Source organism: Affinundibacterium fentianense, assembly GCF_018139545.1.
Lineage (GTDB): Bacteria > Pseudomonadota > Gammaproteobacteria > Burkholderiales > Burkholderiaceae_D > Undibacterium > Undibacterium fentianense.
Map to the genome: position 1 here is coordinate 56881 of NZ_JAGSPJ010000008.1, position 12489 is coordinate 69369.

The window sequence follows — 12489 nt, forward strand, 5'->3', positions numbered from 1 at the left end:
CTAACCCCTATTACTTCTTCTTGGTTTCTTTAATCACAACCACTTCATCCGCGTAGCGGACACCCTTACCTTTATAAGGCTCTGGGCTGCGGTATGCACGAACTTCTGCTGCGACCTGACCAACTTTCTGCTTATCCACACCTTTGATGAGGATTTCAGTTGGAGTTGGTGTTGCACATGTCACGCCAGCAGGCATGTCGTGTACGACAGGATGAGAAAAACCCAAGGAGAGATTCAACTTATCGCCTTGCGCTTGCGCTTTGTAACCAACGCCTACCAATGTCAGCTTACGCTCGAAGCCTTTCGTTACGCCGGTCACCATATTGTTGACCAGTGCACGCAAAGTACCTGTCATTGCATTTGCTTCACGGCTGTCGTTCGCTGGACTAAAGTTCAACGAACCACCTTCGTTAGCCACAGACACCAAGCCGTTTAAGCCTTGTGTCAATACGCCCATAGGGCCTTTTACTGTAATCGCTGCTGCGGAGATGGCAACTTCTGCACCTGCTGGCAACGCGATTGGCATTTTACCTACTCGAGACATCTTGCACTCCTTAGGCGACGTAGCAAATAACTTCGCCACCGACACCGGTTGCGCGCGCTTTGCGGTCAGTCATAACGCCCTTAGGTGTGGACACGATGGCCACGCCCAAACCGTTCATCACACTTGGGATCTCGTCTTTACCTTTGTAAATACGGAGACCTGGACGTGAAACACGTTCCAAGCGTTCGATAACAGGACGTCCTGCATAATATTTCAAACCGATTTTCAATTCAGATTTACCAGCAGCTTCTACTACTGCGAAATCCTCAATGTAGCCTTCGTCCTTCAGTACGTTTGCAATTGCAACTTTTACCTTAGAGGACGGCATCGCGACGGCAGTCTTTTGAACAACTTGCGCGTTACGGATGCGGGTCAGCATATCGGCGATAGGATCGCTCATACTCATTGCTATTCTCCTATTACCAGCTAGCTTTAGTCATACCCGGGATCTCACCACGCATGGCGAATTCACGGACTTTAATACGGCCCAAACCAAACTTACGGAATGTGCCACGTGGACGACCTGTCAAAGTGCAGCGATTGCGCTGACGAGTCGGATTAGAATTACGCGGCAATGCCTGCAACTTCAAACGAGCTAAATAACGCTCTTCTTCAGTTTTTGATTGGTCATCAATGATGGCCTTCAATTCGGCGCGTTTGCCGGCGAATTTCTTCACCAAATCTGCACGCTTTTGCTCACGATTAATCAGTGCCAATTTTGCCATGGCGACCTCAGTTTCTGAACGGAAATTTAAATGCGGCGAGAAGCGCTTTTGCTTCTTCGTCGGTCTTAGCTGTCGTAGTAATACTAATATTCATACCACGCAACGCGTCAATCTTGTCGTACTCGATTTCAGGGAAAATGATCTGTTCCTTAACACCGATATTGTAATTACCACGACCGTCAAATGCGCGACCAGAAACGCCGCGGAAGTCACGAACGCGTGGCAAAGCTACAGTCACGAAACGATCCAAGAATTCGTACATGTGTGCGCCACGCAAAGTGACCATACAGCCGATTGGATAGCCTTCGCGGATTTTGAAACCAGCGATCGCTTTACGTGCCTTAGTTACGACAGGTTTTTGACCCGCAATCTTTGTTAAATCACCAACAGCGTGCTCGATAACTTTCTTATCAGCGATCGCTTCGGACAAACCCATATTCAGGGTGATCTTCAAGATGCGAGGAACTTCCATTGGAGACTTGTAAGAGAATTTCTCTGTCAAATCTGCAACGATTTTATCTTTATATAATGCTTGTAGACGGGCCATGACTTACGCCTTCACAACTTCGCCAGTAGATTTATAGACGCGGACTTTTTTACCATCCACAACTTTAAAACCTACACGGTCTGCTTTACCAGATGCAGCGTTAAACAACGCAACATTGGAAACATGAATCGGCATCAATTTATCAACGATACCACCAACTGCTCCAGTCATTGGGTTAGGCTTAGTCGCTTTTTTTGCAACATTCACGCCTACTACAACAACGTAATCACTGTCGATGCATTGCTGCACTTGACCGCGCTTACCTTTGTCTTTACCCGTCAAGACGATGACTTCGTCGTTTTTACGAATCTTATTCATCACGACCCCTTACAGCACTTCAGGAGCAAGCGAAACGATTTTCATAAAACGCTCAGTACGCAATTCGCGTGTAACTGGGCCGAAAATACGTGTTCCGATTGGCTCGAGCTTTGCATTTAACAACACTGCAGCATTGCCGTCGAACTTTACCAAAGAGCCATCTTGACGACGAACACCTTTAGCAGTGCGAACCACAACTGCATTGTAAATTTCACCTTTTTTCACGCGACCGCGTGGAGCAGCGGATTTCACCGTGACTTTAATAACGTCACCGATCCCTGCATAACGACGCTTAGAACCGCCCAACACTTTAATGCACAAAACTTCGCGCGCACCAGTATTGTCAGCCACTTCTAGCCGGCTTTCTGTTTGAATCATATTGTTCTCTTTCCCAACTTAATCCACACAATCCGCACATTGCAAATCTGTAGTCAGTCTTGGTCCCGCCAGCCAACTCTTTTATTGTCAGACGCCCTTAGAAGCACAAATAACAACACACGAGTCAACCGATTAGGTGGACGATTTTTTAACCACTCTCAAAATGCTGACCTGAGAGACATTTAGGCTGTCATTCGCATGCTTTGCAAATGACAGCCCATCATTATTACATCAAAAAACGATTACTGCAACAACTTTTATAAAACTGGCGCAACTTGTACAACGCGAGTCAATGTCCAAGCCTTTGTTTTGGAGATTGGACGTCCTTCTTGAATCTCGACTGTGTCACCGGCTTTTGCTTGGTTCGCTTCATCGTGTGCATGATATTTAGCAGTACGCACAATGATCTTGCCATACAAAGGATGTTTAACGTGACGCTCTACTAAGACTGTCACTGTTTTATCCATCTTGTCGGAAACAACTTTGCCAATCAATGTGCGCTTCAGTGCAACTTTAACTTGATCGTTCATTATTTGGCATCCTTCTGATTCATGACTGTTTTAACTCGGGCGATGTCACGACGAACTTTTTTGAGTTGCGAAGTGTTATTCAGTTGTTGCGTAGCGATTTGCATACGCAAGCTGAATTGTGCCTTCAACAAATCATTCAATTCTTTCGTCAAAGCTGCGGAGTCTTTGCCTTGGAGTTCAGATACTTTCATTTACAACTCCCTATTAAGTGCCGACTTGACGTACGACAAACGTTGTCAACAATGGTAATTTAGCAGCTGCTAAGCGGAAAGCTTCGCGTGCCAGCGCCTCATCAACGCCATCCATTTCGTACAACATCTTGCCTGGTTGAATCTCGGCGACGTAGTACTCTGGATTACCTTTACCATTACCCATACGAACTTCAGCTGGCTTCTGAGAAATTGGTTTATCTGGGAAAATACGAATCCAGATACGGCCACCACGTTTGATATGACGAGTCATAGCACGACGTGCAGCTTCAATTTGACGTGCAGTAATACGACCACGTGCAATTGATTTCAAACCAAATTCACCGAAGGATACTGCTGTGCCACGATCATGGGAAATACCCTTGTTGCGGCCTTTTTGTTCCTTACGATATTTTCTGCGTGCTGGTTGCAGCATGATTATTCTCCTGCTTTCTCAGCTGATACCGCGCCGTCAGCTGCTTTTGTGCGAACACGTTTAGCTGCTGGTGCTGCACCAGTTGGAGTTTGACCTTCAGGGCGCTTCGCACGTGGACGGCTGTTTGGCTTGCCATCCTCACGACGTGGGCCACGACGTTTTTTGTCGTCTTCTGGTGCGGATTCAATTACAGGCGCATCGCCATTAGCTAAGCGATCGCCTTTGTAAACCCATACCTTAACGCCAATAATACCGTATGTCGTAGACGCTTCACTTGTACCGTAGTCGATATCAGCGCGCAAGGTATGCAGAGGCACGCGGCCTTCACGATACCATTCTTTACGTGCGATTTCGATACCGTTCAAACGACCACTAGACATGATCTTGATACCCTTAGCACCGAGACGCATTGCATTTTGCATCGCACGCTTCATCGCGCGACGGAACATGATACGTTTTTCAAGTTGCTGAGAGATAGAATCAGCGATCAATTGCGCATCGATTTCTGGCTTACGAATTTCTTCGATATTTACGTGCACAGGCACGCCCATGATCTTGCCCAAATCCGCTTTCAAGGATTCGATATCTTCACCTTTTTTACCGATCACAACGCCTGGACGGGAGCTGTAAATAGTAATACGTGCATTTTTTGCTGGACGCTCAATAGTGATACGACCTACTGATGCATTTTTCAGTTTCTTTTTCAGGTAATCACGTACTTTGATATCTTCGCTCAACATGGAGGCAAAGTTACCATTGCCTGCATACCAGCGAGAAGACCAATTACGTGTTACCGCTAAACGGAAACCGGTTGGATGTATCTTCTGTCCCATCGTGACTCCTTAGTTACCAACAGTCACATAAATGTGACAGGATTGTTTAGAGATACGATCACCGCGACCTTTTGCGCGCGCTGTGAAGCGCTTCAAAATTGGTCCTTTTTCGACATAAATCGTCGTCACTTTCAATTCATCGATGTCAGCGCCATCATTGTGCTCGGCATTCGCAATTGCGGATTCCAACACTTTCTTGATGATTGTTGCGCCTTTTTTCGGGCTGAAAGCTAAGATGTTTAATGCTTGATCGACTTTCTTACCACGGATCAAGTCTGCAACCAAGCGACCTTTTTGCTCGGACAGACGTACACCCTTCAATATTGCTTTGGTTTCCATATTATCTCTTCGCTTTCTTATCCGCGATATGACCTTTAAATGTGCGAGTCAATGCGAATTCGCCCAATTTATGGCCTACCATGTTTTCAGAAACGTACACTGGTACGTGTTGCTTACCATTGTGCACAGCGATAGTCAGACCGATGAAATCAGGCATGATTGTCGAACGACGTGACCAAGTTTTAATTGGTTTTTTGTCTTTATTTGCTTGCGCAGCTTCGACTTTCTTTACCAAATGGGCGTCGCAAAACGGCCCTTTTTTAGCTGAACGTGTCATGTGTTACCCCTTATTTCTTGCCACGGCGTGAAACGATCATGGAAGTCGTACGCTTGTTGCGACGTGTCTTCTTACCCTTAGTTTGCTGACCCCATGGAGAAACTGGATGACGTCCTGCTGCTGTCTTACCTTCACCACCACCGTGTGGGTGATCGATAGGATTCATGACAACACCGCGAACTGTTGGGCGAACACCGCGCCAACGCATCGCACCAGCTTTACCAATTTTACGGAGGTTATGCTCACCGTTACCTACTTCACCGATCGTTGCACGGCATTCGATATGGATACGACGCACTTCACCTGAGCGCAAACGCACTTGGGCGTATGTACCTTCGCGAGCCATCAACACCACGCCAGCACCAGCCGTACGAGCAATCTGCGCACCCTTACCTGGCAACATTTCTACGCAGTGCATAGTCGTACCAACTGGGATATTGCGGATTGGCAAGCAGTTACCAGATTTGATTGGCGCTTGAGAGCCATTCATAATCTGATCGCCAGCAGCCATACCTCTAGATGCAATGATGTATGCACGCTCACCGTCCGCGTAGCACAACAATGCGATGTGCGCCGTACGGTTAGGATCGTATTCAATGCGCTCAACTTTCGCAGGAATACCATCTTTAGAACGCTTAAAATCGACTACGCGATAATGCTGCTTATGACCACCGCCAATGTGGCGTGTAGTGATATGACCGTTGTTGTTACGACCAGCAGTTTTATTTTTCTTTTCCAACAAAGCAGCAAACGGACGGCCTTTATGCAAGCCTTCAGTTACCACTTTAACCATACCACGACGGCCTGGTGAGGTTGGCTTCATCTTAACGAGTGCCATGCTTATGCCCCCTCGGTAAAGTTAATTTCTTGACCTGGCTTCAAGCATACAAAAGCGCGTTTTGTATGATTGCGACGGCCATTAAATTTACCAGTACGTTTTTGTTTGCCCAAGCGGTTAGCTACTTGCACAGATTCAACCTGAACCTTAAACAGCAACTCAACTGCAGCCTTGATTTCTGGCTTAGTTGCATCTGGCATTACCAGGAAAACAACTTGCTCGTTTTTCTCTGCAACCATGGTTGCTTTTTCAGAGATCACCGGAGCCAGCAACACCTTCATCAGGCGTTCTTCACTATGCTTGATTACGTTCATGCCAGCATCTCCTCAATCTTTGTCAAGGCCGCTTTAGTAATCAACACTTTCTTGTAGAACACCAAAGAAACTGGATCAGCATAACGTGGCTCAACAACCAATACGTTAACCAGATTGCGAGCAGCCAACATCAAGTTTTCGTTGAAGTCTTCAGTGATAATCAATACTGAATCCAAGCAACCCATTGTCTTCAATTTCTCAGACAACAACTTAGTTTTTGGTGCATCAACAGTCATACTGTCAACAACATTCAAACGACCTTCACGTGCCAACTGAGACAAGATCGAGCAGATACCTGCGCGATACATCTTCTTGTTAACTTTGTGAGAGAAGTTCTCATCAGGAGAGTTCGGGAAAGCGCGACCGCCTCCACGCCACAATGGGGAAGATGACATACCAGCACGAGCACGACCCGTACCTTTTTGACGCCATGGCTTCTTAGTTGTGTGGTGAACTTCGTCACGACCCAATTGTTTGCGGTTACCACTACGAGCATTCGCTTGGTAAGCAACAACAACTTGGTGAATCAAAGCTTCGTTGTAATCACGACCAAAAATAGTATCTGGTGCAGCAACATTAGAAGCAGCTTGACCCTCTGCATTTAGGAGCTTCAGTTCCATAAATTAAGCCCCCTTCTTTGCTTTAACTTTAACAGCTGGCGATACAATCACCTGACCGTTTTTCGCACCTGGAATAGCACCTTTCACCAATAGCAATTGGCGATCAGCATCTACACGAGCGATAACAAGATTTTGCACAGTACGCGTAACATCACCCAAGTGACCAGTCATGCGCTTACCTGGGAAAACGCGACCAGGATCTTGCGCCATACCGATAGAACCAGGTACGTTATGTGAACGTGAGTTACCGTGCGTTTGACGACCGGATGCGAAGTGGTGACGCTTAATAGTACCGGCATAGCCTTTACCAATTGTCACACCTTGCACGTCGACTTTTTGACCAGCTTCGAACAAGCCAACAGGCACAACATCGCCCGCTTTTAGTTCAGCAGCTTTAGCAGCGTCAACACGGAATTCTTTTAAGACAGTACCAGCTTCCACGCCCGCTTTTGCGAGGTGACCTGCAGCCGCTTTAGTTACACGGGATGCACGGCGCTGACCGAATGTCACCTGAACAGCGGAGTAACCGTCTGTTTCAGGAGTTTTGATTTGTGTCACGCGGTTGTTTGACACATCTAACACTGTGACTGGAATTGAATCACCGTCTTCAGTAAAGATACGCATCATACCAACCTTGCGACCAACTAGGCCCAAGCTCATTGTTTTCTCCATTCTCACCTACGATTGGGTGAGGCTGATGTTTAGAAACTTACTTTTAAAACTTAAAAATAGACAAGCCAAAGCCTATCAAAATTTAAGCCTTCGATTTTAACCCGAATAATTTCCACTTACAAGAAAAATTTATTTGAAAATGGAAAAAATTATGGTATGTCAGTTTTTTCTTAGCACTTAAACGATTCTTACTATTTTCAAAATCTTTTTAGCACGTCGAAAGCCAGCTTGAGAAATTCAATTATGGGGATGCAGAACAAGGCGCTTCCCGCAGCAATACTTAGGTATTGCGAGGACAAGCAACGCCGTGCTGCACCCCAGAATTGGATTTATCGAGTTAGCAATTATTGCAATTTGATTTCTACGTCGACACCAGCTGGCAAGTCGAGCTTCATCAATGCATCAACAGTTTTATCTGTAGGATCAACAATATCCATCAAACGCTGATGCGTGCGGATTTCAAATTGATCACGGGAAGTTTTGTTGACGTGAGGGGAACGCAATACGTCGAAACGTTGAATACGTGTTGGCAAAGGAACTGGACCTTTAACAACAGCGCCGGTACGCTTAGCTGTTTCTACGATTTCCAAAGCTGATTGGTCGATCAATTTGTAATCGAAAGCTTTCAAGCGAATACGGATTTTTTGATTTGCTGTAGACATGATATTTCCTGTAAAGAACGAGCCACGATGTAGTAAATGTGGCATTTTTAACAAAGAGCGCTTATTACGACCGCTAAAACAAAACGGCTGCCGCACTCAAAAAGCACGACAGCCGACTAGTGTACACCAATTTTTGATTTTCTCTAAATTTTATCGCGATTACTCACGATCAAACTTCAGAGCTTAATTCAAAATAAATTACTCGATGATTTTAGCAACAACACCAGCACCAACAGTACGACCACCTTCACGGATCGCGAAACGGAGACCTTCTTCCATCGCAATCGGGTTGATCAACTTAACTGTGATAGAAACGTTATCACCTGGCATCACCATTTCTTTATCCTTCGGCAACTCGATCGAACCAGTTACGTCCGTTGTACGGAAGTAGAACTGTGGACGGTAGTTGTTGAAGAATGGTGTATGACGACCACCTTCATCTTTAGACAAAACATAGATCTCGCCTGTGAAGTGGCTATGTGGCTTGATTGAACCTGGCTTCGCCAAAACTTGACCACGTTGGATATCTTCACGTTTAGTACCGCGCAACAATACACCTACGTTGTCGCCTGCTTGACCTTGGTCGAGCAATTTACGGAACATTTCAACACCAGTACACGTTGTTTTAACTGTGTCTTTAATACCAACGATTTCGATCTCTTCGCCGACTTTGATGATGCCGCGCTCAACACGACCAGTAACAACTGTACCGCGACCAGAAATAGAGAATACGTCTTCTACTGGCAACAAGAATGCGCCGTCAACAGCACGTTCTGGTGTTGGGATGTAAGAATCCAACGCATCAGCCAATTTCATGATCGCTTCTTCGCCCAATGGACCTTTGTCGCCTTCGAGCGCCAATTTTGCAGAACCTTGGATGATTGGCAAATCGTCGCCTGGGAATTCGTATTTAGACAATAATTCACGAACTTCCATTTCAACCAATTCCAACAACTCAGCGTCATCAACCATGTCGCATTTGTTCAAGAATACGATGATGTATGGAACACCAACTTGGCGAGCCAACAAGATGTGCTCACGTGTTTGTGGCATTGGACCGTCTGCTGCGGAGCAAACCAAGATCGCGCCGTCCATCTGAGCAGCACCAGTAATCATGTTTTTAACATAATCAGCATGGCCTGGGCAGTCAACGTGCGCATAGTGACGCGCTGCTGTTTCGTATTCTACGTGTGCTGTATTAATTGTAATACCACGTGCTTTTTCTTCTGGAGCCGCATCGATTTCGTCGTATTTCTTTGCTTCGCCGCCGAATTTTGCTGACAATACTGTCGCAATCGCTGCTGTCAATGTCGTTTTACCGTGATCCACGTGACCAATTGTACCGACGTTAACGTGCGGCTTGGTGCGTTCGAACTTACCTTTTGCCATTTTATTCTTCCTTCAAAAAGAACGATTAGATTAATTAACTGCCTCGCTTGCAGGTAGCAAACAAGGCAGGATTTCCGATTTAAATTACTTAATACTTATTTTGCTTTAGATGTAACGATTGCGTCGATTACATTTTTCGGTGCTTCAGAGTAGTGCTTAAATTCCATAGAATAAGTCGCACGACCTTGCGTTGCAGAACGCAAAGATGTTGAGTAACCAAACATCTCTGACAATGGCACTTCAGCCTTAATGATCTTACCGCCACCACCAGCAATCTCATCCATACCTTGAACCATACCGCGACGCGAAGACAAATCACCCATCACTGTACCAGCGTAGTCTTCAGGTGTTTCCACTTCAACCGCCATCATTGGCTCCAGAATAACTGGACTTGCTTTGCGGCAGCCATCTTTAAACGCCATCGAACCCGCCATACGGAACGCGTTTTCGTTGGAGTCAACGTCATGGTAGGAACCGAAGAACAAAGTCACTTTAACGTCAACCACTGGGTAACCAGCCAACACACCGGAAGTCAATGTTTCACGTACACCTTTTTCAACCGCCGGGATGTATTCGCGTGGAACTGTACCGCCTTTGATCGCGTCAACGAATTCGAAACCTTTACCTGGTTCTTGCGGTTCGATCTTCAAGACAACGTGACCGTATTGACCACGACCACCAGATTGCTTAACGAACTTACCTTCGATTTCTTCGCATGTTTTGCGAATTGTTTCGCGGTATGCAACTTGTGGCTTACCAACAGTTGCTTCCACGTTGAATTCACGCTTCATACGGTCAACGATAATATCCAAATGCAATTCACCCATACCCGCGATAATTGTCTGACCAGATTCTTCGTCAGTACGTACGCGGAAAGATGGATCTTCAGCAGCCAAACGGTTCAATGCCAAGCCCATTTTTTCTTGGTCAGCCTTGGTTTTTGGCTCAACCGCTTGAGAAATAACTGGCTCTGGGAACACCATGCGCTCCAAAACAACAATTGCCTTGTCATCACACAATGTGTCACCGGTTGTCGTTTCTTTCAAACCAACAACCGCAGCGATATCACCCGCCATCATTTCTTTAATTTCTTCACGTTGGTTCGCATGCATTTGAACCAAACGACCGATACGCTCTTTCTTACCTTTAACAGAGTTAAATACACTGTCGCCAGAATTCAAAGTACCGGAGTAGCAACGAATAAAGCACAATTGACCAACGAATGGATCGGTTGCGATTTTGAATGCCAAAGCGGAGAATTTTTCATCGTCTTTCGCTTCACGCACTACTGGCTCATCATCTTCATTCAAACCAGGAACTGGTGGAATATCTAATGGAGATGGCAAGTATTCAATAACCGCGTCCAACATTGCCTGTACGCCTTTGTTTTTAAACGCAGTACCGCACATCATAGGAACGATTTCAGAAGCGATCGTACGTTGACGCAAAGCTTTTTTAATTTCAGCTTCAGACAAATCACCTTCTTCGAGGTATTTGTTCATCAACTCTTCACTGGCTTCAGCAGCTGCTTCAACCATGTTTTCACGCCATTTTTTGGATTCTTCTACCAAATGCGCAGGGATATCTTGGTATTCAAATTTCATACCTTGAGATGCTACATCCCAAATGATCGCTTTCATCTTAACCAAATCGATCACGCCTTCGAACAAATCTTCAGCGCCGATAGGTACTTGCAAAGGCACTGGATTTGCTTTCAAACGTGCACGCATTTGATCGTACACTTTGAAGAAGTTCGCGCCAGTACGATCCATCTTGTTGACGAACGCCAAACGTGGAACTTTGTACTTATTAGCTTGACGCCAAACTGTTTCAGATTGTGGCTGAACGCCGCCAACTGCACAGTAAACCATGCAAGCGCCGTCCAGAACACGCATAGAACGCTCAACTTCAATCGTGAAGTCAACGTGGCCTGGGGTATCAATAATATTGATATGGTGCGGCTGGAAATTATTTGCCATACCACTCCAGTAGCAAGTCGTCGCAGCGGATGTAATAGTAATACCGCGCTCTTGCTCTTGCTCCATCCAGTCCATGGTAGCCGCGCCATCATGCACTTCACCAATTTTATGATTTACACCGGTGTAGAACAAAACACGTTCGGTTGTCGTGGTTTTACCAGCATCAATGTGAGCCGAAATACCGATATTACGGTAGCGCTCAATGGGGGTCTTACGGGCCATAGCTATTCCTAAATCTTTTAATGGACAAAACCGAGCGTAATTTTCAAGAAGAAATCACGCCCGGCCTGATTCAATATACCTAGAAAAACCACTGTAAAAACTTCATACAATGGCCTCTCACTTTTAACGCAAAGCCTAAATAAATTAGAAGCGGAAGTGGGAGAAGGCTTTATTGGCTTCTGCCATACGGTGCACTTCATCACGCTTCTTCATTGCGCCGCCGCGACCTTCAGCGGCTTCCAACAATTCACCTGCCAAACGTTGTGGCATAGATTTTTCGCTACGCTTGTTTGCTGCTTCACGCAACCAACGCATAGACAAAGCCAAACGGCGAACTGGACGAACTTCAACTGGAACTTGATAGTTAGCACCACCAACACGGCGGGATTTAACTTCAACCAATGGCTTAGCATTGTTAATTGCAGTTGCAAACACTTCCAATGGATCTTTACCAGATTTAGATTGGATGTGATCAAACGCGCCATAGATAATGCCTTCAGCAACAGACTTCTTGCCAGACAACATCAACACGTTAACGAACTTAGATACTTCTACATTACCGAATTTTGGATCCGGCAAAATGTCCCGTTTCGGGACTTCACGACGACGTGGCATTTCAATTCCTTTCAATCTTCAGTTGAGCGGTCGATAACAACTTATCAACGCTCGCGGTAAGCC

The 12489-nt window shown here is 45.8% G+C and carries 20 protein-coding genes; all 20 read right to left on the minus strand.

What is annotated here, in order from left to right; all coding sequences use genetic code 11:
• Positions 1–10 precede the first annotated feature (10 nt).
• On the minus strand, positions 11–544 hold the full coding sequence (gene rplF, locus KDM90_RS16785; protein WP_189347746.1) for a 50S ribosomal protein L6: 534 nt from the start codon (positions 542–544) through the stop codon (positions 11–13).
• A gap of 10 nt (positions 545–554) precedes the next feature.
• A complete protein-coding gene (gene rpsH / locus KDM90_RS16790) occupies positions 555–950 on the minus strand; it encodes a 30S ribosomal protein S8 (RefSeq protein WP_189347744.1) in 396 nt (131 codons plus the stop codon).
• A 13-nt stretch (positions 951–963) separates the two neighbouring features.
• Positions 964–1269: a 30S ribosomal protein S14 gene (rpsN, locus tag KDM90_RS16795; protein WP_189347742.1), complete on the minus strand. Its 306-nt coding sequence runs from the start codon at positions 1267–1269 to the stop codon at positions 964–966.
• A 7-nt stretch (positions 1270–1276) separates the two neighbouring features.
• Positions 1277–1816, minus strand: a complete 540-nt coding sequence (rplE, locus tag KDM90_RS16800; RefSeq protein ID WP_189347740.1) for a 50S ribosomal protein L5 — start codon at positions 1814–1816, stop codon at positions 1277–1279.
• Positions 1817–1819: 3 nt separating this feature from the next.
• Positions 1820–2134, minus strand: coding sequence for a 50S ribosomal protein L24 (rplX, locus tag KDM90_RS16805; protein WP_212676793.1), 315 nt, complete (start codon positions 2132–2134; stop codon positions 1820–1822).
• 9 nt (positions 2135–2143) lie between these two features.
• Positions 2144–2512, minus strand: coding sequence for a 50S ribosomal protein L14 (rplN, locus tag KDM90_RS16810; protein WP_006464924.1), 369 nt, complete (start codon positions 2510–2512; stop codon positions 2144–2146).
• A gap of 257 nt (positions 2513–2769) precedes the next feature.
• Positions 2770–3042 carry a 30S ribosomal protein S17 gene (gene rpsQ, locus KDM90_RS16815; protein ID WP_186892589.1) on the minus strand — a complete coding sequence of 91 codons (273 nt, stop codon included), beginning with the start codon at positions 3040–3042 and terminating at the stop codon, positions 2770–2772.
• Positions 3042–3233, minus strand: coding sequence for a 50S ribosomal protein L29 (rpmC, locus tag KDM90_RS16820; protein WP_186892588.1), 192 nt, complete (start codon positions 3231–3233; stop codon positions 3042–3044). Before rpmC ends, rpsQ begins: the two co-directional genes overlap by 1 nt.
• Before the next feature lie 13 nt (positions 3234–3246).
• Complete coding sequence (gene rplP / locus KDM90_RS16825; protein ID WP_186892587.1) at positions 3247–3666, minus strand: 50S ribosomal protein L16; 420 nt, start codon at positions 3664–3666, stop codon at positions 3247–3249.
• Between the two features lie 2 nt (positions 3667–3668).
• Positions 3669–4499 carry a 30S ribosomal protein S3 gene (gene rpsC, locus KDM90_RS16830; protein ID WP_189347736.1) on the minus strand — a complete coding sequence of 277 codons (831 nt, stop codon included), beginning with the start codon at positions 4497–4499 and terminating at the stop codon, positions 3669–3671.
• Between the two features lie 9 nt (positions 4500–4508).
• Positions 4509–4838, minus strand: a complete 330-nt coding sequence (gene rplV, locus KDM90_RS16835; RefSeq protein ID WP_186892585.1) for a 50S ribosomal protein L22 — start codon at positions 4836–4838, stop codon at positions 4509–4511.
• 1 nt (position 4839) lies between these two features.
• Entirely contained in the window at positions 4840–5115 is a 276-nt protein-coding gene (gene rpsS, locus KDM90_RS16840) for a 30S ribosomal protein S19 (RefSeq protein WP_186892584.1), read from the minus strand.
• A gap of 10 nt (positions 5116–5125) precedes the next feature.
• Positions 5126–5953: a 50S ribosomal protein L2 gene (gene rplB / locus KDM90_RS16845; RefSeq protein ID WP_212676794.1), complete on the minus strand. Its 828-nt coding sequence runs from the start codon at positions 5951–5953 to the stop codon at positions 5126–5128.
• A 2-nt stretch (positions 5954–5955) separates the two neighbouring features.
• The gene (rplW, locus tag KDM90_RS16850) at positions 5956–6267 is read right to left on the minus strand and encodes a 50S ribosomal protein L23 (RefSeq protein ID WP_212676795.1); all 312 of its coding nucleotides are present in this window, start codon (positions 6265–6267) and stop codon (positions 5956–5958) included.
• Positions 6264–6887: a 50S ribosomal protein L4 gene (gene rplD, locus KDM90_RS16855; RefSeq protein ID WP_212676796.1), complete on the minus strand. Its 624-nt coding sequence runs from the start codon at positions 6885–6887 to the stop codon at positions 6264–6266. The genes rplW and rplD overlap by 4 nt, the downstream gene beginning before the upstream one ends.
• Positions 6888–6890: 3 nt before the next feature.
• Positions 6891–7547, minus strand: a complete 657-nt coding sequence (gene rplC / locus KDM90_RS16860; RefSeq protein WP_189347732.1) for a 50S ribosomal protein L3 — start codon at positions 7545–7547, stop codon at positions 6891–6893.
• Between the two features lie 356 nt (positions 7548–7903).
• Complete coding sequence (rpsJ, locus tag KDM90_RS16865) at positions 7904–8221, minus strand: 30S ribosomal protein S10 (RefSeq protein ID WP_186892579.1); 318 nt, start codon at positions 8219–8221, stop codon at positions 7904–7906.
• Between the two features lie 198 nt (positions 8222–8419).
• Complete coding sequence (tuf, locus tag KDM90_RS16870; RefSeq protein WP_212674894.1) at positions 8420–9610, minus strand: elongation factor Tu; 1191 nt, start codon at positions 9608–9610, stop codon at positions 8420–8422.
• Between the two features lie 95 nt (positions 9611–9705).
• Positions 9706–11811, minus strand: coding sequence for an elongation factor G (fusA, locus tag KDM90_RS16875; protein WP_212676797.1), 2106 nt, complete (start codon positions 11809–11811; stop codon positions 9706–9708).
• Between the two features lie 144 nt (positions 11812–11955).
• The gene (rpsG, locus tag KDM90_RS16880; protein WP_186921430.1) at positions 11956–12426 is read right to left on the minus strand and encodes a 30S ribosomal protein S7; all 471 of its coding nucleotides are present in this window, start codon (positions 12424–12426) and stop codon (positions 11956–11958) included.
• Between the last annotated feature and the right edge of the window lie 63 nt (positions 12427–12489).

Excerpts from the sequence above, each read along its gene's own strand:
- rpsG (WP_186921430.1), bottom strand. The coding sequence starts at position 12,426 with ATGCCACGTCGTCGTGAAGTCCCGAAACGGGACATTTTGCCGGATCCA.
- tuf (WP_212674894.1), bottom strand. The coding sequence starts at position 9,610 with ATGGCAAAAGGTAAGTTCGAACGCACCAAGCCGCACGTTAACGTCGGT.
- rpmC (WP_186892588.1), bottom strand. The coding sequence starts at position 3,233 with ATGAAAGTATCTGAACTCCAAGGCAAAGACTCCGCAGCTTTGACGAAA.
- rpsN (WP_189347742.1), bottom strand. The coding sequence starts at position 1,269 with ATGGCAAAATTGGCACTGATTAATCGTGAGCAAAAGCGTGCAGATTTG.
- fusA (WP_212676797.1), bottom strand. The coding sequence starts at position 11,811 with ATGGCCCGTAAGACCCCCATTGAGCGCTACCGTAATATCGGTATTTCG.
- rpsC (WP_189347736.1), bottom strand. The coding sequence starts at position 4,499 with ATGGGACAGAAGATACATCCAACCGGTTTCCGTTTAGCGGTAACACGT.
- rplB (WP_212676794.1), bottom strand. The coding sequence starts at position 5,953 with ATGGCACTCGTTAAGATGAAGCCAACCTCACCAGGCCGTCGTGGTATG.
- rpsJ (WP_186892579.1), bottom strand. The coding sequence starts at position 8,221 with ATGTCTACAGCAAATCAAAAAATCCGTATTCGCTTGAAAGCTTTCGAT.
- rplV (WP_186892585.1), bottom strand. The coding sequence starts at position 4,838 with ATGGAAACCAAAGCAATATTGAAGGGTGTACGTCTGTCCGAGCAAAAA.
- rplN (WP_006464924.1), bottom strand. The coding sequence starts at position 2,512 with ATGATTCAAACAGAAAGCCGGCTAGAAGTGGCTGACAATACTGGTGCG.
- rplF (WP_189347746.1), bottom strand. The coding sequence starts at position 544 with ATGTCTCGAGTAGGTAAAATGCCAATCGCGTTGCCAGCAGGTGCAGAA.
- rpsQ (WP_186892589.1), bottom strand. The coding sequence starts at position 3,042 with ATGAACGATCAAGTTAAAGTTGCACTGAAGCGCACATTGATTGGCAAA.
- rplP (WP_186892587.1), bottom strand. The coding sequence starts at position 3,666 with ATGCTGCAACCAGCACGCAGAAAATATCGTAAGGAACAAAAAGGCCGC.
- rplX (WP_212676793.1), bottom strand. The coding sequence starts at position 2,134 with ATGAATAAGATTCGTAAAAACGACGAAGTCATCGTCTTGACGGGTAAA.
- rplC (WP_189347732.1), bottom strand. The coding sequence starts at position 7,547 with ATGAGCTTGGGCCTAGTTGGTCGCAAGGTTGGTATGATGCGTATCTTT.
- rplD (WP_212676796.1), bottom strand. The coding sequence starts at position 6,887 with ATGGAACTGAAGCTCCTAAATGCAGAGGGTCAAGCTGCTTCTAATGTT.
- rplE (WP_189347740.1), bottom strand. The coding sequence starts at position 1,816 with ATGGCCCGTCTACAAGCATTATATAAAGATAAAATCGTTGCAGATTTG.
- rplW (WP_212676795.1), bottom strand. The coding sequence starts at position 6,267 with ATGAACGTAATCAAGCATAGTGAAGAACGCCTGATGAAGGTGTTGCTG.
- rpsH (WP_189347744.1), bottom strand. The coding sequence starts at position 950 with ATGAGTATGAGCGATCCTATCGCCGATATGCTGACCCGCATCCGTAAC.
- rpsS (WP_186892584.1), bottom strand. The coding sequence starts at position 5,115 with ATGACACGTTCAGCTAAAAAAGGGCCGTTTTGCGACGCCCATTTGGTA.